Origin of the sequence: Streptomyces humi (assembly GCF_001005085.2) — a bacterium.
GTDB classification, from domain to species: Bacteria; Actinomycetota; Actinomycetes; order Streptomycetales; family Streptomycetaceae; genus Streptomyces; species Streptomyces humi.
This window is the reverse complement of record NZ_LBMU02000070.1, coordinates 1-14,971: the sequence shown is the minus strand read 5'-3', so window position 1 is coordinate 14,971 and position 14,971 is coordinate 1. Positions and strand designations below refer to the sequence as shown.

At 73.2% G+C, this 14,971-nt stretch carries 14 protein-coding genes; 7 read left to right on the top strand and 7 right to left on the bottom strand.

What is annotated here, in order from left to right:
- Positions 1–61 precede the first annotated feature (61 nt).
- The gene (locus tag AAW13_RS28265) at positions 62–598 is read left to right on the top strand and encodes an HNH endonuclease (RefSeq protein WP_046734416.1); all 537 of its coding nucleotides are present in this window, start codon (positions 62–64) and stop codon (positions 596–598) included.
- Positions 599–685: 87 nt separating this feature from the next.
- Here AAW13_RS28265 and AAW13_RS28260 read toward each other — a convergent pair whose 3' ends face one another.
- The 3 genes from AAW13_RS28260 to AAW13_RS28250 are packed head-to-tail and all read right to left on the bottom strand — an operon-like array spanning position 686 to position 3,269.
- Positions 686–2,044: an FtsX-like permease family protein gene (locus tag AAW13_RS28260; RefSeq protein ID WP_046734415.1), complete on the bottom strand. Its 1,359-nt coding sequence runs from the start codon at positions 2,042–2,044 to the stop codon at positions 686–688.
- Positions 2,041–2,739 (bottom strand): ABC transporter ATP-binding protein, encoded by a 699-nt coding sequence (locus tag AAW13_RS28255; protein WP_046734414.1) that lies wholly within the window; start codon positions 2,737–2,739, stop codon positions 2,041–2,043. The genes AAW13_RS28260 and AAW13_RS28255 overlap by 4 nt, the downstream gene beginning before the upstream one ends.
- Positions 2,736–3,269, bottom strand: a complete 534-nt coding sequence (locus AAW13_RS28250) for a PadR family transcriptional regulator (protein WP_046734413.1) — start codon at positions 3,267–3,269, stop codon at positions 2,736–2,738. Before AAW13_RS28250 ends, AAW13_RS28255 begins: the two co-directional genes overlap by 4 nt.
- A 211-nt stretch (positions 3,270–3,480) precedes the next feature.
- On the opposite strand from AAW13_RS28250, the gene AAW13_RS28245 reads away from it, so the two are divergent.
- The 3 genes from AAW13_RS28245 to AAW13_RS28235 all read left to right on the top strand — a co-directional run bounded on the left by AAW13_RS28245 (position 3,481) and on the right by AAW13_RS28235 (position 6,360).
- Positions 3,481–3,690, top strand: a complete 210-nt coding sequence (locus AAW13_RS28245; RefSeq protein ID WP_046734412.1) for a hypothetical protein — start codon at positions 3,481–3,483, stop codon at positions 3,688–3,690.
- Entirely contained in the window at positions 3,691–5,772 is a 2,082-nt protein-coding gene (malQ, locus tag AAW13_RS28240) for a 4-alpha-glucanotransferase (RefSeq protein ID WP_046734411.1), read from the top strand.
- Positions 5,773–6,093: 321 nt separating this feature from the next.
- A complete protein-coding gene (locus AAW13_RS28235; protein ID WP_046734661.1) occupies positions 6,094–6,360 on the top strand; it encodes a hypothetical protein in 267 nt (88 codons plus the stop codon).
- Positions 6,361–6,483: 123 nt separating this feature from the next.
- Here AAW13_RS28235 and AAW13_RS28230 read toward each other — a convergent pair whose 3' ends face one another.
- The gene (locus tag AAW13_RS28230) at positions 6,484–7,083 is read right to left on the bottom strand and encodes a TetR/AcrR family transcriptional regulator (protein ID WP_046734659.1); all 600 of its coding nucleotides are present in this window, start codon (positions 7,081–7,083) and stop codon (positions 6,484–6,486) included.
- Positions 7,084–7,382: 299 nt separating this feature from the next.
- Between AAW13_RS28230 and AAW13_RS28225 the strand changes: the two genes are divergently transcribed.
- Positions 7,383–8,816: an FAD-dependent monooxygenase gene (locus tag AAW13_RS28225; protein ID WP_046734658.1), complete on the top strand. Its 1,434-nt coding sequence runs from the start codon at positions 7,383–7,385 to the stop codon at positions 8,814–8,816.
- A 5-nt stretch (positions 8,817–8,821) separates the two neighbouring features.
- Here the strand turns inward: AAW13_RS28225 and AAW13_RS28220 are convergent, their stop codons facing one another.
- The 3 genes from AAW13_RS28220 to AAW13_RS28210 all read right to left on the bottom strand — a co-directional run bounded on the left by AAW13_RS28220 (position 8,822) and on the right by AAW13_RS28210 (position 13,268).
- On the bottom strand, positions 8,822–9,280 hold the full coding sequence (locus AAW13_RS28220; RefSeq protein WP_046734657.1) for a DUF5707 domain-containing protein: 459 nt from the start codon (positions 9,278–9,280) through the stop codon (positions 8,822–8,824).
- Positions 9,281–9,470: 190 nt separating this feature from the next.
- A complete protein-coding gene (pepN, locus tag AAW13_RS28215; RefSeq protein ID WP_046734656.1) occupies positions 9,471–12,044 on the bottom strand; it encodes an aminopeptidase N in 2,574 nt (857 codons plus the stop codon).
- 207 nt (positions 12,045–12,251) lie between these two features.
- Positions 12,252–13,268 (bottom strand): aspartate-semialdehyde dehydrogenase, encoded by a 1,017-nt coding sequence (locus tag AAW13_RS28210; RefSeq protein WP_046734655.1) that lies wholly within the window; start codon positions 13,266–13,268, stop codon positions 12,252–12,254.
- Positions 13,269–13,564: 296 nt separating this feature from the next.
- Here AAW13_RS28210 and AAW13_RS28205 point away from each other — a divergent pair, with 296 nt between their 5' ends.
- Positions 13,565–14,092, top strand: a complete 528-nt coding sequence (locus AAW13_RS28205; RefSeq protein ID WP_046734654.1) for an RNA polymerase sigma factor — start codon at positions 13,565–13,567, stop codon at positions 14,090–14,092.
- A 2-nt stretch (positions 14,093–14,094) separates the two neighbouring features.
- Positions 14,095–14,910: a hypothetical protein gene (locus AAW13_RS28200; RefSeq protein ID WP_052768776.1), complete on the top strand. Its 816-nt coding sequence runs from the start codon at positions 14,095–14,097 to the stop codon at positions 14,908–14,910.
- The last annotated feature ends 61 nt before the right edge of the window (positions 14,911–14,971 follow it).

The following is a 14,971-nucleotide window of genomic DNA, read 5'->3' as shown; positions in this document are numbered from 1 at the left end:
GAGACTGGCCACAGATCGTCCCGGCGCGAGCCACGCGCCGCCGACGCCCAAGGAGGCACCCGTGCCGCATGTCCTGGTCCTCAACGCGTCGTACGAGCCGCTCGGCGTCGTACCGCTCCGCCGCGCGCTCGTCCTCGTCCTGGAGAACAAGGCAGTCGCCTTGGAGGATTCCGGCGCCTATATGCACAGCGCGACCGTCACAGTCCCCGCACCCAGCGTGGTCCGGCTCAAGCGATTCGTACGGGTTCCCTACCGGGGGCCCGTTCCTCTCACCCGCAGGGCGCTCTTCGCGCGCGACGGGGGCCGGTGCATGTACTGCGGTGGCGTCGCAACCAGCGTCGACCACGTCATCCCGCGCAGTCGCGGGGGTCAGCACGTCTGGGACAACGTGGTGGCGTCCTGCCGCCGCTGCAACCACGTCAAGGCCGACCGCCATCTCGTCGAGATCGGCTGGCGGCTGCGGCACAAGCCCGCCCCACCCACCGGCCTGGCCTGGCGGATCATCGGCACCGGCCATAGGGACCCGCGCTGGCTGCCCTACTTGCAGCCGTACGGCGCGGACGACGCCCTGGCCCGGATCGACGGCATCTCCGCCTGACGACCCGGGCCTTCGCATACCCGAGCACACGTGGGCCCCGGCCCCGGGAGTCCCCTGCGCCCCCGGGACCGGACGCTCATCCGGCGGTCACGCGTAGCGCAGTTCGGCCGGGCGCACCGAGCGGCGCAGCAGAGGCAGCGAGGTGGCCGCCGCGAGCAGACAGCAGGCGTACACGGCCACCGGGACCAGCAGCGCCGTGTACGGCACCCCCACGGCGGTGTGCCGCGTGGCGAGCGCCGCGTACCAGACGCCGATCGCGGTCCCGGCCGCGCCCGCCAGCACGACACCGGGGGCCAGCGGCAGCGCGGTCTCCCACAGCAGCGCCCGGACCAGCACCCCCCGCGGCACCCCGGCGGCGGTCTGCGCGGCCAGTCCCCGGCGCCGGGCCGCCACGGACTCCGCGGTGCCGACGGCGAGAGCGGACAGGACGATCGCCAGGGCGACGAGCAGCGCGGCGCCCGTCAGATCGATCCCCGTCGTGTAGAAGGACAGGTCCGTGCCGAGCGAGCCGTCGCGGCGCATGGCGTGCAGATCGGCGAGCAGCACCTGACGTATCCCGGCGAAGCCCGTGCCCACGAGCGTCACCAGCAGCACGGCCGCGTTCGTGCGGGCCGCCGCCCAGGGGTCGTCACGCAGCCGTTCGGCCGCGATGAGCAGCGCCGGCCGCCCCGCGCGGTCCGCGAGCACCCGGCCCAGCAGCCCCGACCACCAGCCCGGCAGCCACACCACCGCGAGACCGGCCAGCGCGATCAGCGCGAAGACCAGCAGCGGGGCCGGGGAGGAGGCGAGACGGTCCCCGTTGTCGGGGGTCAGCACGGTCAGCAGCACCAGTACCGTGCTCAGACCGGTCACCACCAGGAACAGCCGCCCCGGGGGCCGCGCGGACCGTGTCCGGCGGACCCGGCCGAGCGGCGAGGCCACCACCCGGCGCAGCGCCAGCGCGCTCGCCGCCGCTCCCAGCACCGGCACGCCCAGGGCGACCAGCACGATCCCGGCCCAGGCGAGTGCGGTGGGCCGCGACCACAGGGACAGCAGGACCGGGACCGCGACCACGGTGGCGAGCCCGGAGCCCAGCAGGCAGACCAGGCCCGTCTCCAGCGCGGCGATCCGGCGGACCTGCCAGGACGTGGCGCCGGCCAGCCGCAGTCCGGCCAGCCGCCGGTCCCGGTGGACGGCACCGATCCGCGCGCTCTGGCCGAGGAAGCCGAGCACCGGGATCAGCAGCAGGAGCAGGCTGAACACCACCCCGGAACGCTCCCCGGGCCGGTCCAGCAGGCCGTGCGCCAGCCCGATGTCGTACGTGCCGCGCACCGCGGCGAGGGCGACGGCCGCCAGCGCGAACCCGGTGGCGAGTCCTGCCCCGAGCGCGGTCAGCGCGACCCGCCACCACTCCCGCCGGTCCGACCCCCGCGTCAGCAGCCAGGCGAGCCTCACATCGGCCCTCACGCGGTCACCTCCGAAGGCAGCACGGCCCCGTCGCTCAGCCGCACCTCGCGGTCCGCGTACGCCGCCACCTGGGCGTCGTGCGTGACCAGCAGGACGGCCGTGCCCGCCTCCCGGACCGTGTGCGCCAGCGCGGTCATCACCTGTTCGGTCGCCAGCGAGTCCAGCGCCCCGGTCGGCTCGTCCGCGAAGACCACCTTCGGGCCGGTCACCAGCGCCCGGGCCAGCGCGGCCCGCTGGGCCTGCCCGCCGCTCATCGCGCCCGGCCGCAGCTCCCCCTGCCCGCGCACCCCGAACCGCTCCAGCCACTCCCCGGCCCGCGTCCGGGCGTCCGCGCGCGTCGCTCCCGCGAGCATCAGCGGCAGCGCCACGTTGTCCAGCGCCGTGAGCTCCGGGATCAGCTGCCCGAACTGGAAGACCACCCCGAAGTCGGTCCGCCGCAGCTCGCTCAGCCGCTTCTCCGGCAGCCGGTCCAGCCGCTCCCCGGCGTACGTCACCGAGCCCGCGTCCGGCCGGACGATCCCGGCGAGGCAGTGCAGCAGTGTGGACTTGCCGCTGCCGCTGGTGCCGGTCACGGCGAGGATCTCGCCCGCGCGCAGCTCGACCGAGGCGCCGCGCAGGGCCTCGGTCCTGCCGTGTGCCTTGGCCAGGTCCCGGCCCGCCAGCAGCGGCGGCGGGGTGCCCCCCTGGTTGCTCATGCTGAGTCGACCTCCGCGGTCAGAGTGGTGAGCCGGGCCGCCGTCGTGTTCATCCAACGGAGGTCGGCGTCGAGGTGGTTGAGGGCGAAGTCCGCCGAGAGCACGGTCGTCAGATCGGCGGTCGGAGCCGTCTTGACGGCGGTGAGCTCGCGCATCCGCTCCATGTGCGCGGCGCGCTGGGCGCCGAGGTAGGCGGCCGGGTCGCCGCCGGCGAGGATCGACACGACGACCTTGGCGAAGATCTCGTTCGCCACGAAGGGCGCCGGCGGGGTGATCGCGCCCGCCCACACGGCCAGTTCGTGCGCGCCCGCCTCCGTCGAGCGGTAGCGGGTCCGCTCCGGTCCGCCGTCGGCGTCGGTCCCCTCGACCTCCGCCAGACCGTCGCGGACCAGGCGTTGCAGGGTCGTGTAGACCTGCCCGTAGGCCAGCGGCCGGGCCTGCGGGAAGCGCTCGTCGTGGCGCCGCTTGAGGTCGTAGCCATGACTCGGCCCTGCCTCCAGCAGCCCCAGGAGGATGTGCCGGGTGCTCATGGAGATCAGTATGCACTGAATACATGTGCTGAGTGAATAGTCAGTTCGGATTCCGCCACGCGTGCGGTCCGGTTCACTGGGTAGGCCTTTCCCGACCGGCGGACAGCGCCGGTCCGGCGGACACCGCTGATCCGGTAGACACCGCTGATCCGGGAGATACCGCTGATCCGGCAGATACCGCCGTACCCGACGTACCGACAAGGAGGCCACCGTGGCCGCAACGGTTCATCATCCGATCCCGGCCCAGTTCAAACCCCCGGTGGAGACCGTGGACGAACCCTGCCCGTGCGTGTTCAGCGCCGAGGCCGTCCGCGTCGAGGCGCCGCTGACCAGCGAGCCGCCGCTGCCCGACGCCGAACCCCTGACCAGCGAACCGCCGCTCGCCGACGCCGCCCCGCTGACCAGCGAGCCGGGGTTGTAGATGAGCGGAGCCCTCGACGCTCCCCTCGACGGGGAGCTGTCCCGGCTGGCGGAGCTGCACGGCGTCGCCACCTCCTACAGCCCCTCCCCGGACCGCACGGTCCCCGCCTCGGCCTCCGCCGTGATCGCCGTGCTGGGCGCCCTGGGCGTCGACGCGAGCGATCCGCGGGCCGTCCGCGCCGCCCTCGCCGACCGGGAGCGCCACCTCGCCGAACGGCTGCTGCCACCGACCCTCGTCCACTGGACGGGCAGCGGCGAAATCGCCCTCGACCTGCCCGCCGGCACCCGCGTCGAGGTGCGCACGGAGGACGGGCGGACCCGCGACGACGTACAGGACCTGCCGGCCGGCGTGCACCTGCTGACCGCCACCGCGCCCGACGGCCGCAGCGGCCGCTGTCACCTCGTCGTCGCCCCTGACCGGCTGCCCACGCCCGCCGACCGCTCCTACGGACTCCTCGTCCAGCTCTACTCGCTCCTGTCCGAGCGCTCCTGGGGCATGGGCGACCTCGGTGACCTCGCCGACCTCGCCGACTGGGCCGGACGCACCGCCGGCGCCGGATTCGTGCAGGTCAACCCACTGCACGCGGCCGTACCCGGCGCCCCCACCGACCCGTCGCCGTACCGCCCCTCGTCCCGCCGCTTCCCCGACCCGGTCCACCTGCGACCGGAGTCCGTCCCCGAGTACGGCCACGGGGCGGCCTTCGCGGAACGGGCCGCCCGTCTGCGCTCCGCCGTCCTCGACCAGGGCGCGCTCATCGACCGGGACGCGGTGTGGGAACTGAAGCGCGAGGCGCTGGAGGAAGCGGCCGCCGTCCCGCTCGGCCCCGGACGGCAGGCCGCCTACGACGCCTTCCGCACCGAACAGGGCCAGGCCCTGGAGGACCACGCCACCTGGTACGCGCTCGCCGAACGGCACGGCTCCGACTGGCACCACTGGCCCGAGCCGCTGCGCGACCCCCGCTCGCCCGAGACCGCCCGCGCCCGTACCGAACTCGCCGACCGCGTCGCCTTCCACACCCGGCTCGCCTGGCTCACCGACACCCAGCTCACCGCCGCCCAGCGGGCCGCCCGCGAGGCCGGGATGCCCGTCGGGATCGTCCACGACCTCGCCGTCGGTGTGCACCCCCAGGGCGCGGACGCCTGGGCGCAGCGCGACTTCTTCGCCGCCGGGATGTCCGTCGGCGCCCCGCCCGACGCCTTCAACGCCCGCGGCCAGGACTGGGGCCTGCCGCCCTGGCGCCCGGACCGACTCGCCGCCTCCGGCCACGCCCCCTACCGGGACCTGCTCCGCGCCCTCTTCCGCTACGCCGGCGCCCTGCGCATCGACCACGTGATGGGCCTGTTCCGGCTCTGGTGGGTCCCCCAGGGCGGCCCGCCGACCGAGGGCACCTACGTCCGCTACGACGCCGAGGCCATGCTCGCCCTGCTGGCCCTGGAGGCGACCCGGGCGGGCTCGGTGGTGATCGGGGAGGACCTGGGGACCGTGGAACCGGGCGTCCGCGAGACGCTCCAGCGCCACGGCGTGCTCGGCACGTCCGTCCTCTGGTTCGAACGGGACTGGGACGGCGACAGCCGCCCCCTGCCCCCGGAACGCTGGCGTGCCGACTGCCTCGCCACCGCCACCACCCACGACCTGCCGCCCACCGCCGCCCGCCTCACCGGCGAACACGTCGAACTCCGCGACCGGCTGGGCCTGCTGACCCGGCCGACCGCGGAGGAACTGGCGGACGCGAAGGCCGACACGGCGGAGTGGCTGGCCCTGCTGATCAGCCTCGGTCTGCTGGCCGGGACCGACGTCGGCGACGAGGAGGCCGGGATCCGGGCCGTGCACCGCTTCCTGCTCCGCACCCCGGCCCGCATGATCGGCGTCTGGCTCCCCGACGCCATCGGCGACCGCCGCCCGCAGAACCTGCCCGGCACCTGGGACCAGTACCCGAACTGGCGCCTGCCGATCGCCGACGCGAAGGGCCGGCCGGTGACGCTGGAGGAACTGCGGGGATCGCGGAGGGTACGGGCGCTGCTGGAGGTCCTCCGCGAGAACGACCCGGCAGGCTCCCCGGCCGGGGACGGCGGGCCGGGGTGAGCCGGGGATGGGGCGGGGCGGGTGAGCGCGGGCCGGGGTGAGGCGGGGTGAGCCGGAGCGCGGGCCGGGGTGAGCCCGGTGTGGGGCGGGGCGGGGCAGGCGAGCGCGGGCCGGGGTGAGTTCGGTGTCGGCCGGGGTGATGGCGGGTTCCGGCCGGGGCGATGCCGGGTTCCGGCCGGGGTGATGCCGGGTGTCGACCGGTGACGCCGGGGTCGGGACGTCGGGAGGCGGTGGTTCCCGGGGCGGCGGCCGGGGTGCCCGGAGGCGGCTAGGGGGACCCCGGGCGCGCGTCCCCGAAGTCGGCCCGCTAACTTGGGGATCGTGGACAAGAAGAACGCCCTGCGCGCCGGCGCCCTGGCTGCCGGTACGACGCTGATGATGCTGCTCATGTCGTCCCCCGCGCTCGCGCTCACGCGCGACGACGGTGACGACCCCGGCAACGGCCTGAGCGTCATCGAGACGCTGGGCCTCTACGTCCTGGCCCCGCTCGTGCTGTTCGCGGTCATCGCCGGCCTGGTGATGGTGTTGGACAAGTCCACGGTGCGGGTCGTCAAGCCCGGCTCGGCGAAGGCCAAGGCCAAGGTCTGACCTCAGCTTCTCCGCTTCTATACCGAGGGCGCGGGCCGCCTTCCGTACGGACCGCCTCGCGGCGTACGGAAGTCGGCCGGCGCCCTCGGTGCTTCCCCGGCCCCCTGGCCGTTCCCGGCCCCCTCAGGGACTCGGTGCCGTCAGATACCGCTGGACGGTCGGCCCGAGCCACGCCAGGATCTCCGGGCGGCCCAGCGCCACGACCGGCGGCAGCCGCACCACGTAGCGGGTGAGGGCGAGCCCCATCAGCTGCGCGGCACACAGCCCCGCCCGCGTCTGCACCTGCTCGGGATCGGGACACACCCGCTGGGCCACCGGCACCACCTGGTCCCGGAAGATGCCCTGCAACCGCTCGGCCCCCGCAGCGTTGGTGACGCCGACCCGCAGCACCGCGGTGAGCTCCTCGTTCTCCTCCCAGACGGTCAGGAAGTGCCCCACCAGCGCGTGCCCGACCTCGGTGCGCGGTACCTGCGACAGGTCGGGCATCCGCAGGTCGAGCGTGACGGCGGCGGCGAAGAGGCCGTCCTTGTTGCCGAAGTAGCGCATGACCATGGAGGGGTCGATGTGCGCGTCCCTGGCGATGGCGCGGATGGTGGCGCGCTCGTATCCGTCGGTGGCGAAGCGCTCGCGGGCGGCGGCCAGGATGGCGGAACGGCTGGCATCGGAGCGGCGCGCCGCCGAGCCGCCCACGGGCGCTGTGTCTCTACTGGGGGAGCCGGTCATGCCAACGAGCGTAGGCCAACATTCGTGGGCCAACAACTGTGGGCCAACGGGTGTGGGCCAACAGCTGTGGCCAACGGGTGTGGGCCAACCGGCGGCTGCCGGCAAGCCTAGGCCGAACAGTCGTAGGTCAACGGGCGTAGGTCAACGATCGTGGGCCAACAAGTGTTGACCGGCAGCCTCGCGCGACCTACGCTTGCCAACAAGCGTTGACCAACGCTCGTTGGCCCACATCTGTTGGCCCACAAGTGTTCGGCCACACCTGTTGACCCACACAAGACGCCGGCACCCAGGAGGTCCTCATGAACGGCACCACCGAACCGCCGCGCGTGATCGTCGTCGGCTCCGGCCCCACCGGGCTGCTGCTCGCCGGTGACCTCGCCGTCGCCGGCATCCCGGTCACCCTCCTCGAAAAACGCCCGCACGGCATCAGCAACCTCTCGCGCGCCTTCGTCCTGCACGCCCGCGCCCTGGAGCAGCTCGACGCCCGCGGAGTCGCCGACGACCTCGAGGCGGTGGGCCGCCCGATCACCCGCCTGAACCTCTTCGACGGCCTCACCCTCGACCTCGGCACGCTCCCCTCCCGGTTCCCCCACGTCCTCGTCCTCCCGCAGTACGAGGTCGAGAAGGTGCTGGAGCGCCGGGCGGTGGCGGCGGGCGTCGACTTCCGCAACGAGTGCGAGGTGACCGGCCTGACCCAGGACGCCGACGGGGTCACCGTGCACGTCAGGGGCGCCGACAGGCTGCGCGCCGCGTACGTCGTCGGCGCCGACGGGATGCGCAGCGCGGTGCGGGAGGCGGTCGGGATGCCGTTCCCGGGGCGGTCGGCGATCCGGTCCGTCGTCCTCGCCGACGTGCTGCTCGCCGAGCGGCCCGAGACGGTGCTCACGGCCGCCGCGGTCGGCGACGCGTTCGCCTTCCTCGTGCCGTTCGGCGACGGCTACCACCGGGTGATCTGCTGGCACCGCGGCCGTGACGTCCCCGACCACGAGCCGGTCGGACTCGACGAGATCAAGGAGATCACCCGGCTGGCGCTGGGCCGGGACTACGGGATGCACGACGCCCGCTGGATGTCCCGCTTCCACAGCGACGAGCGCCAGGTCCCGGAGTACCGGGTCGGCCGGGTCTTCCTGGCCGGTGACGCCGCGCACGTGCACACCCCGGCCGGTGGCCAGGGCATGAACACCGGCCTCCAGGACGCGGCCAACCTGAGCTGGAAGCTCGCCGCCGTCCTGCGCGGGCACGCGGCCCCCGCCCTGCTCGACACCTACCAGAGCGAACGCCACCCCGTGGGCAGGACGGTCCTGCGCAGCAGCGGCGCGATCGTCCGCCTCGCGATGGCCAAGGGCTGGCAGCTGCCGGTGCGGGCCGCGCTCGCGACCGCCCTGAACCACCTCCCGCCGGCCCGCCGCCGGGCGATCGGCCAGGTCACCGGCATCGGCTACCGGTACCCGGCCCCCAGGGGCGCCCACCCCCTCACCGGCGCCCGCGTCCCCGACCTCGCGCTGGCCGGCGGCGGCCGCCTCCACGAGGCCCTGCGCGACGGCCGGTTCGTCCTGGTCACCCCGGGGTCGTACGAGGCGGACCCGGCGCGTGCGGACCGTCTGACGGCGGCCCACTGGGCGAGCGACCGCCGGACGGCCCTCCTGGTCCGCCCCGACGGCTACGCGGCCTGGGCGGCCGACGACGCGCGGGCGGCGGACATCGGGCGGGCGCTGGCCGCCCACCTCGGGTGACCGGCTCAGGCGAGGGTGAAGTCCGCGGCCCTGGTGTCGAAGGTGGTGTGTCCGTCCTTCGCGGTGGCGAGCACGGCGACGTGCCAGAGGCCGTGTGCGGAGGACGCGGCGTCGGCGGCGGACACCGGCGACCTGTACACGCACCGGACGGTCTTCGCGCCGGCCGGTGTGCAGGTCGCCGACTCCACCTGGGTCATCTCCTCGGCGGTCAGCCGCTTCTTCGCGAACTCCGACTTCTCCGGCCAGGCCAGCACCTTCAGGCTCTGCACCCCGGAGGACGCCGTGACCTCGGTGGTGAAGGAGAACGAGCCCCCGTGCCCGCCGGCGGGGGCGGTGTAGCGGGTGCCGCTGTGCGCCAGCACCGGCGCCTTGTCCTGGTCCCCGGCGTAGGCGAGGGCGAAGGCGCCGGCACCTCCCAGAACGACGACACCGGCGACGACGGACAGTGCGATACGACGGGACATGACAGGTTCTCCGTAGGTGTTCGAGGGCCGCTTCGTTGCACCGATGCTCGCAACACCCGGGCACCCCGGAACTGAGTGCGGATACTCAACTCGCCCTGGGTGATGGGGAGCAGAAGACACGTATCCGGAGGAGAACCACGAGCGGGCGCCCAGTGCCGTGCACCGGGCGCCCGCTGTGCCGTACCGTCCGCTACCGCGCGGCCGCGTCCGCGGCCTGGGCCTTCAGGGCACGCTCGACGCCCGCGCGGGACTCCGAGACGAGACGGGCCAGGGCCGCGTTCGGCTGGGCCGAGGCCAGCCAGGCGTCCGTCTTCGTGAGGGTCTCCGCGGAGACCTGGAGGGACGGGTAGAGACCGATCGCGATCTGCTGGGCGATCTCGTGCGAGCGGGAGTCCCACACCGACTTCAGGATCTCGAAGTACTTGTCGGTGTACGGGGCCAGCAGGTCACGCTGGTCGGTCTGGACGAAGCCCCCGATCACCGCCTCCTGCACGGCGTTCGGCAGCTTGTCGGAGTCGACGACCGACGCCCACGCCTCGGCCTTCGCCTCCTCGGTCGGCCGGGCGGCGCGGGCGGTGGCCGCGTGGCGCTCACCGGCGGCGGTCCGGTCCCGCTCGTACTCGGCCGCGATGTCCGCCTCGTCGAACCGGCCGACCGTGGCCAGCCGCTCCACGAACGCCCAGCGCAGTTCGGTGTCGACGGCCAGGCCCTCGACGGTCTGGGTGCCGTCCAGCAGGCCTTCCAGGAGGTCCAGCTGCTCGGGCGTGCGGGCGGTCGCCGCGAACGCGCGGGCCCAGGCCAGCTGGTGGTCGCTCGCCGGCGCGGCCGCCCGCAGGTGGGCCAGCGTGGCGTCGGTCCAGCGGGTGAGCAGCGCCTCGCGGGCGGTCGGGTCGGCGTACAGCTCGACGGCCAGCTTCACCTGGCGGTGCAGGGACTGCACGACACCGATGTCGGACTCCTTGCCGATACCGGACAGCACGAGGGACAGGTAGTCGCGGGCGGGGAGTTCGGCGTCCCGGGTCATGTCCCAGGCGGACGCCCAGCACAGCGCGCGGGGCAGCGAGGACTCGAAGTCGCCCAGGTGCTCGGTGACGAGGCGCAGGGACTCCTCGTCGAGGCGGACCTTGGCGTACGACAGGTCGTCGTCGTTGAGCAGGAACACCGCCGGGCGGCGCCGGCCGGCCAGCTGCGGTACGGCCGTCAGCTCGCCGTCCACGTCCAGCTCGATCCGGTCGGTGCGCACCAGCTTGCCGCTCGCCTCGTCGAGGTCGTACAGGCCGATCGCGATCCGGTGCGGACGCAGCGTCGGCTCGCCCTTGGCACCGGCCGGCAGCGCCGGGGCCTCCTGACGGACGGCGAAGGAGGTGACGACACCGTCGCCGTCCGTCTCCACCTCCGGGCGCAGGATGTTGATGCCCGCCGTCCGGAGCCACTTCCTCGCCCAGGTGCTCAGGTCGCGCCCGGAGGTCTCCTCCAGGGCGCCCAGCAGGTCGGCCAGGCGGGTGTTGCCGTACGCGTGCCGCTTGAAGTACGCCTGCACGCCGGTGAAGAACTCGTCCATGCCGACGTACGCGACCAGCTGCTTCAGGACGGACGCGCCCTTGGCGTACGTGATGCCGTCGAAGTTGACGAGGACGTCGTCCAGGTCACGGATCTCGGCCATGATCGGGTGCGTGGAGGGCAGCTGGTCCTGCCGGTACGCCCAGGTCTTCATGGAGTTGGCGAAGGTGGTCCACGAGTGCGGCCAGCGCGACCCGGGCGCGTACGCCTGGCAGGCGATGGAGGTGTACGTGGCGAACGACTCGTTCAGCCACAGGTCGTTCCACCACTCCATGGTGACCAGGTCGCCGAACCACATGTGGGCCAGCTCGTGCAGGATGGTCTCGGCACGCGTCTCGTACGCCGCGTCGGTCACCTTGGACCGGAAGACGTACTGGTCGCGGATGGTCACCGCGCCCGCGTTCTCCATCGCGCCCGCGTTGAACTCCGGTACGAAGAGCTGGTCGTACTTCTTGAACGGGTAGTCGTAGTCGAACTTCTCCTGGAACCAGTCGAAGCCCTGCCGGGTCACCTCGAAGATCGCGTCCGAGTCCAGGAACCCGGCGAGCGAGGGACGGCAGTAGATGCCGAGGGGGACCGACTGGCCGTCCTTCTCGTACACGCTGTGCACGGAGTGGTACGGGCCGACGATCAGCGCGGTGATGTACGACGAGATGCGCGGCGTCGGCTCGAAGATCCAGACGTCGTCCTTGGGCTCGGGCGTCGGCGAGTTGGAGATCACCGTCCAGCCTGTGGGCGCCTTGACCGTGAACTGGAAGGTCGCCTTCAGGTCCGGCTGCTCGAAGGAGGCGAAGACCCGGCGGGCGTCCGGCACCTCGAACTGGGTGTAGAGGTAGGCCTGTTCGTCGACCGGGTCGACGAACCGGTGCAGACCCTCACCCGTGTTGGTGTAGGCGCAGTCCGCGACCACCCGGAGGATGTTGCGGCCCTCCAGCAGGCCCGGCAGCGCGATCCGGGAGTCCGCGAAGACCTCGGCGGGGTCCAGCGAGTCACCGTTCAGGGTGACCTCGTGGACCGCCGGGGCCACCAGGTCGATGAAGGACGCGGCGCCGCTTTCGGCGACGTCGAAGCGCACCGTGGTCACGGACCGGTAGGTACCGCCCTCCTGCGCGCCGGAGAGGTCGAGATCGATCTCGTACGAGTCAACGGTGAGCAGCTTCGCCCGCTGCTGTGCCTCTTCGCGAGTCAGGTTTGTGCCAGGCACGCGGTCATCTCCTCGTTATGTGTGGGTTGCGCCATCCTTCCATGGGACAGTGCCCGGGGCGTCGAGGGAAAACCCGAGAGATGGCCAGTCAGCGCCCTCGCGGTGACGCGCCCCGGAGGGGCGCGGGGACCCGCGCGACCGGCCAGGACGGTGCCGCGGCCGCACGACGGCAGACCGCGGCACCCCCCTGAGGCGCTTCAGGCGTCCTTACTCCGACAGCTCCGCCGCCACCAGCTCCGCGATCTGCACGGCGTTCAGCGCGGCCCCCTTGCGGAGGTTGTCGTTGGAGACGAACAGCGCCAGCCCGTTCTCGACGGTCTCGTCCCGGCGGATCCGGCCGACGTACGAGGGGTCCTGGCCGGCCGCTTGCAGCGGGGTCGGGATGTCGGACAGCTCGACACCGGGCGCCTCGGACAGCAGCTCGGTGGCCCGCTCCGGCGAGAGCGGCCGGGCGAACCGCGCGTTGATCTGGAGGGAGTGGCCGGAGAACACCGGGACGCGCACGCAGGTACCGGAGACCTTCAGCTCGGGGAGCTCCAGGATCTTGCGGGACTCGTTGCGCAGCTTCTGCTCCTCGTCGGTCTCGTTCAGACCGTCGTCGACGAGGTTGCCGGCGAAGGGCAGCACGTTGAAGGCGATGGGCCGCTTGTAGACCTGCGGCTCGGGGAAGTCGACCGCCGAACCGTCGTGGGTCAGCTTCTCCGCGTCGGCGGCCACCTTCTGCACCTGGCCGTGCAGCTCGGCGACGCCCGCGAGACCGGAGCCGGAGACCGCCTGGTAGGTGGTGGCGACAAGGGCCTGGAGACCAGCCTCCCGGTCCAGCACCTTCAGGACCGGCATCGCGGCCATCGTGGTGCAGTTCGGGTTGGCGATGATGCCCTTGGGGCGGTCGGCGATCGCGTGCGGGTTGACCTCGGAGACGACCAGCGGGACCTCGGGGTCCTTGCGCCAGGCGGAGGAGTTGTCGATCACGACGGCACCCTGCGAGGCGACCTTCTCGGCCAGCGCCTTCGAGGTGGCGCCGCCCGCCGAGAACAGCACGATGTCGAGGCCGGTGTAGTCGGCGGTCGCCGCGTCCTCCACCGTCACACCGTCGAGCACGGTGCCGGCCGAACGCGCCGAGGCGAACAGGCGCAGCTCGGTCACCGGGAAGTCGCGCTCCGTGAGGATCCTGCGCATGACCGTGCCGACCTGACCGGTGGCTCCGACGATTCCGACCCTCACGGTGTCTCCCTCTGCGTACGTTGACGTGTGTCTGCGGCCTTTCCATCATGCGGCCGACCCGGGTCAGCCTGTCCAATTCTTTGCGCGGCATACCCGCCGACCGGATCAACCGGCCTGTGGAACTCCCGCCCGCACCCGCGCTGAGCTGGAGAAATTACCTTCACGTGGCCGTCGTGCCGCAAGCTGTGCTGCGCTGCGCGGCGGTGTGACGTACGCCTCGGAAAAGAAATCCCGGCTCCGGCCGAACGTTTCCGGGACCCGTGGCGTCGTAGGGGAAACGCGTGAGGGGGTGGGTCGTGCTGCGCAGAAAGGCCCGCCGCGTCGAGGGGGATCAGCACGGTGACCCCCTGGACGCGGACCAGGAACGCCGGGTGCGGGCGGTGCTCGCGCTGGGCGGGGTACCGCAGGCGGACCTGCCGGACGGGGTACAGCAGGTACGGCTGCGGTTGCTGGAGCGGGCCGCGGGCGGCCGGGAGGCACCGCGGGACGTCTCGGCGTGGGCGGCGGTGGTCGCCTCCAACCTCGCCATGGACTGGCATCGCGCCAAGCGCCGCCAGGAACGCCTCGGTGAACGGCTGGCCGCCCTCCGCCGGCCCGACGACGCCGTGGGCGACGACAGCAGCCTGCTCTCCGCCGCCGTCGCCCGCGGCCTGGACGAACTGCCGGACGCCCAGCGCCAGATCCTCGTCCTGCGCTTCTACGCCGACCTGCCGGTACGGGGGATAGCCGAGCGGCTCGGCATCCCCGAAGGCACCGTCAAGAGCCGGCTGCACACGGCGGTACGGGCCCTGCGCGCCCGCCTGCACGAGGACGAGGTGGTGTGACCATGCCCGCCGAACACGACGGACACGAGCGGCACGACGGCCGGGGCGACGTGGGTGATCACGGCGGCGGCGGACGGGGTGTCGAGGACGATGCCTTGCTGGCCGTGCTCATGGACGGGGAGCTCAGTGATGTCCAGCGTGCCGACCCCGTCTTCATGGCCGGGTATCGTGCCGCCGCCGACGACGTGGCCCTGCTGCGTGCGGGGCTCGGGATCCTGGGGGACGCCCTCGCCGGCCCGCCGCCGTCCCCGCAGCCGCAGCCGCAGCCGCAGCCGCAGTCGCAGCCGCGTCCGGTCGGGCGTCCGCGTCCCCGGCGGCACTCCGGTGTGCGTGCGCTGGGCCTGGCCGGTGCCCTCGCCGCCGCGTTCGCGTCGGCCGTGTTCGGCATCGGGTGGCTCGCGTCCCACAGCGGCTCGGAGGCCATGTCGAAGGGGGCGAGCAGTGACGCCGCGGCCGGCAGCGCGTCCGGTGCCAAGGGTCAGGAGCAGGCCGGCGGCCCCGGCTACCTGGCCTGCGCCCGGCTGGTCGTGGAGGGCACGGTGACCGCGGTGCGGGAGATCCCGGACTCCGGGGAGGCGCGGGTCACCCTGCGCGTGACCCGCGCCTACAAGCCGGCGAGGACCGCCGAGGAGGTGCGGTTCCCGCTCGCCTCCGGCACCGACACCCGGATCGGGGTGGGCGTCCGCCTCCTCGTCGGCATCACGCGGGGACAGCAGACCCCCGACCGGTTGGCGGTGGGGGAGTCGGAGATCGCCCCGGAGCGGACCTGGATCCTCCGCGACCTCCCCGCGTCCCGCACCCTCCCCTGCCAGAACTGAACACCCACCCCCCAGCCCAGCCACCCCTGGCCTTCATCCACCCCTGGCCTTCATCCACCCC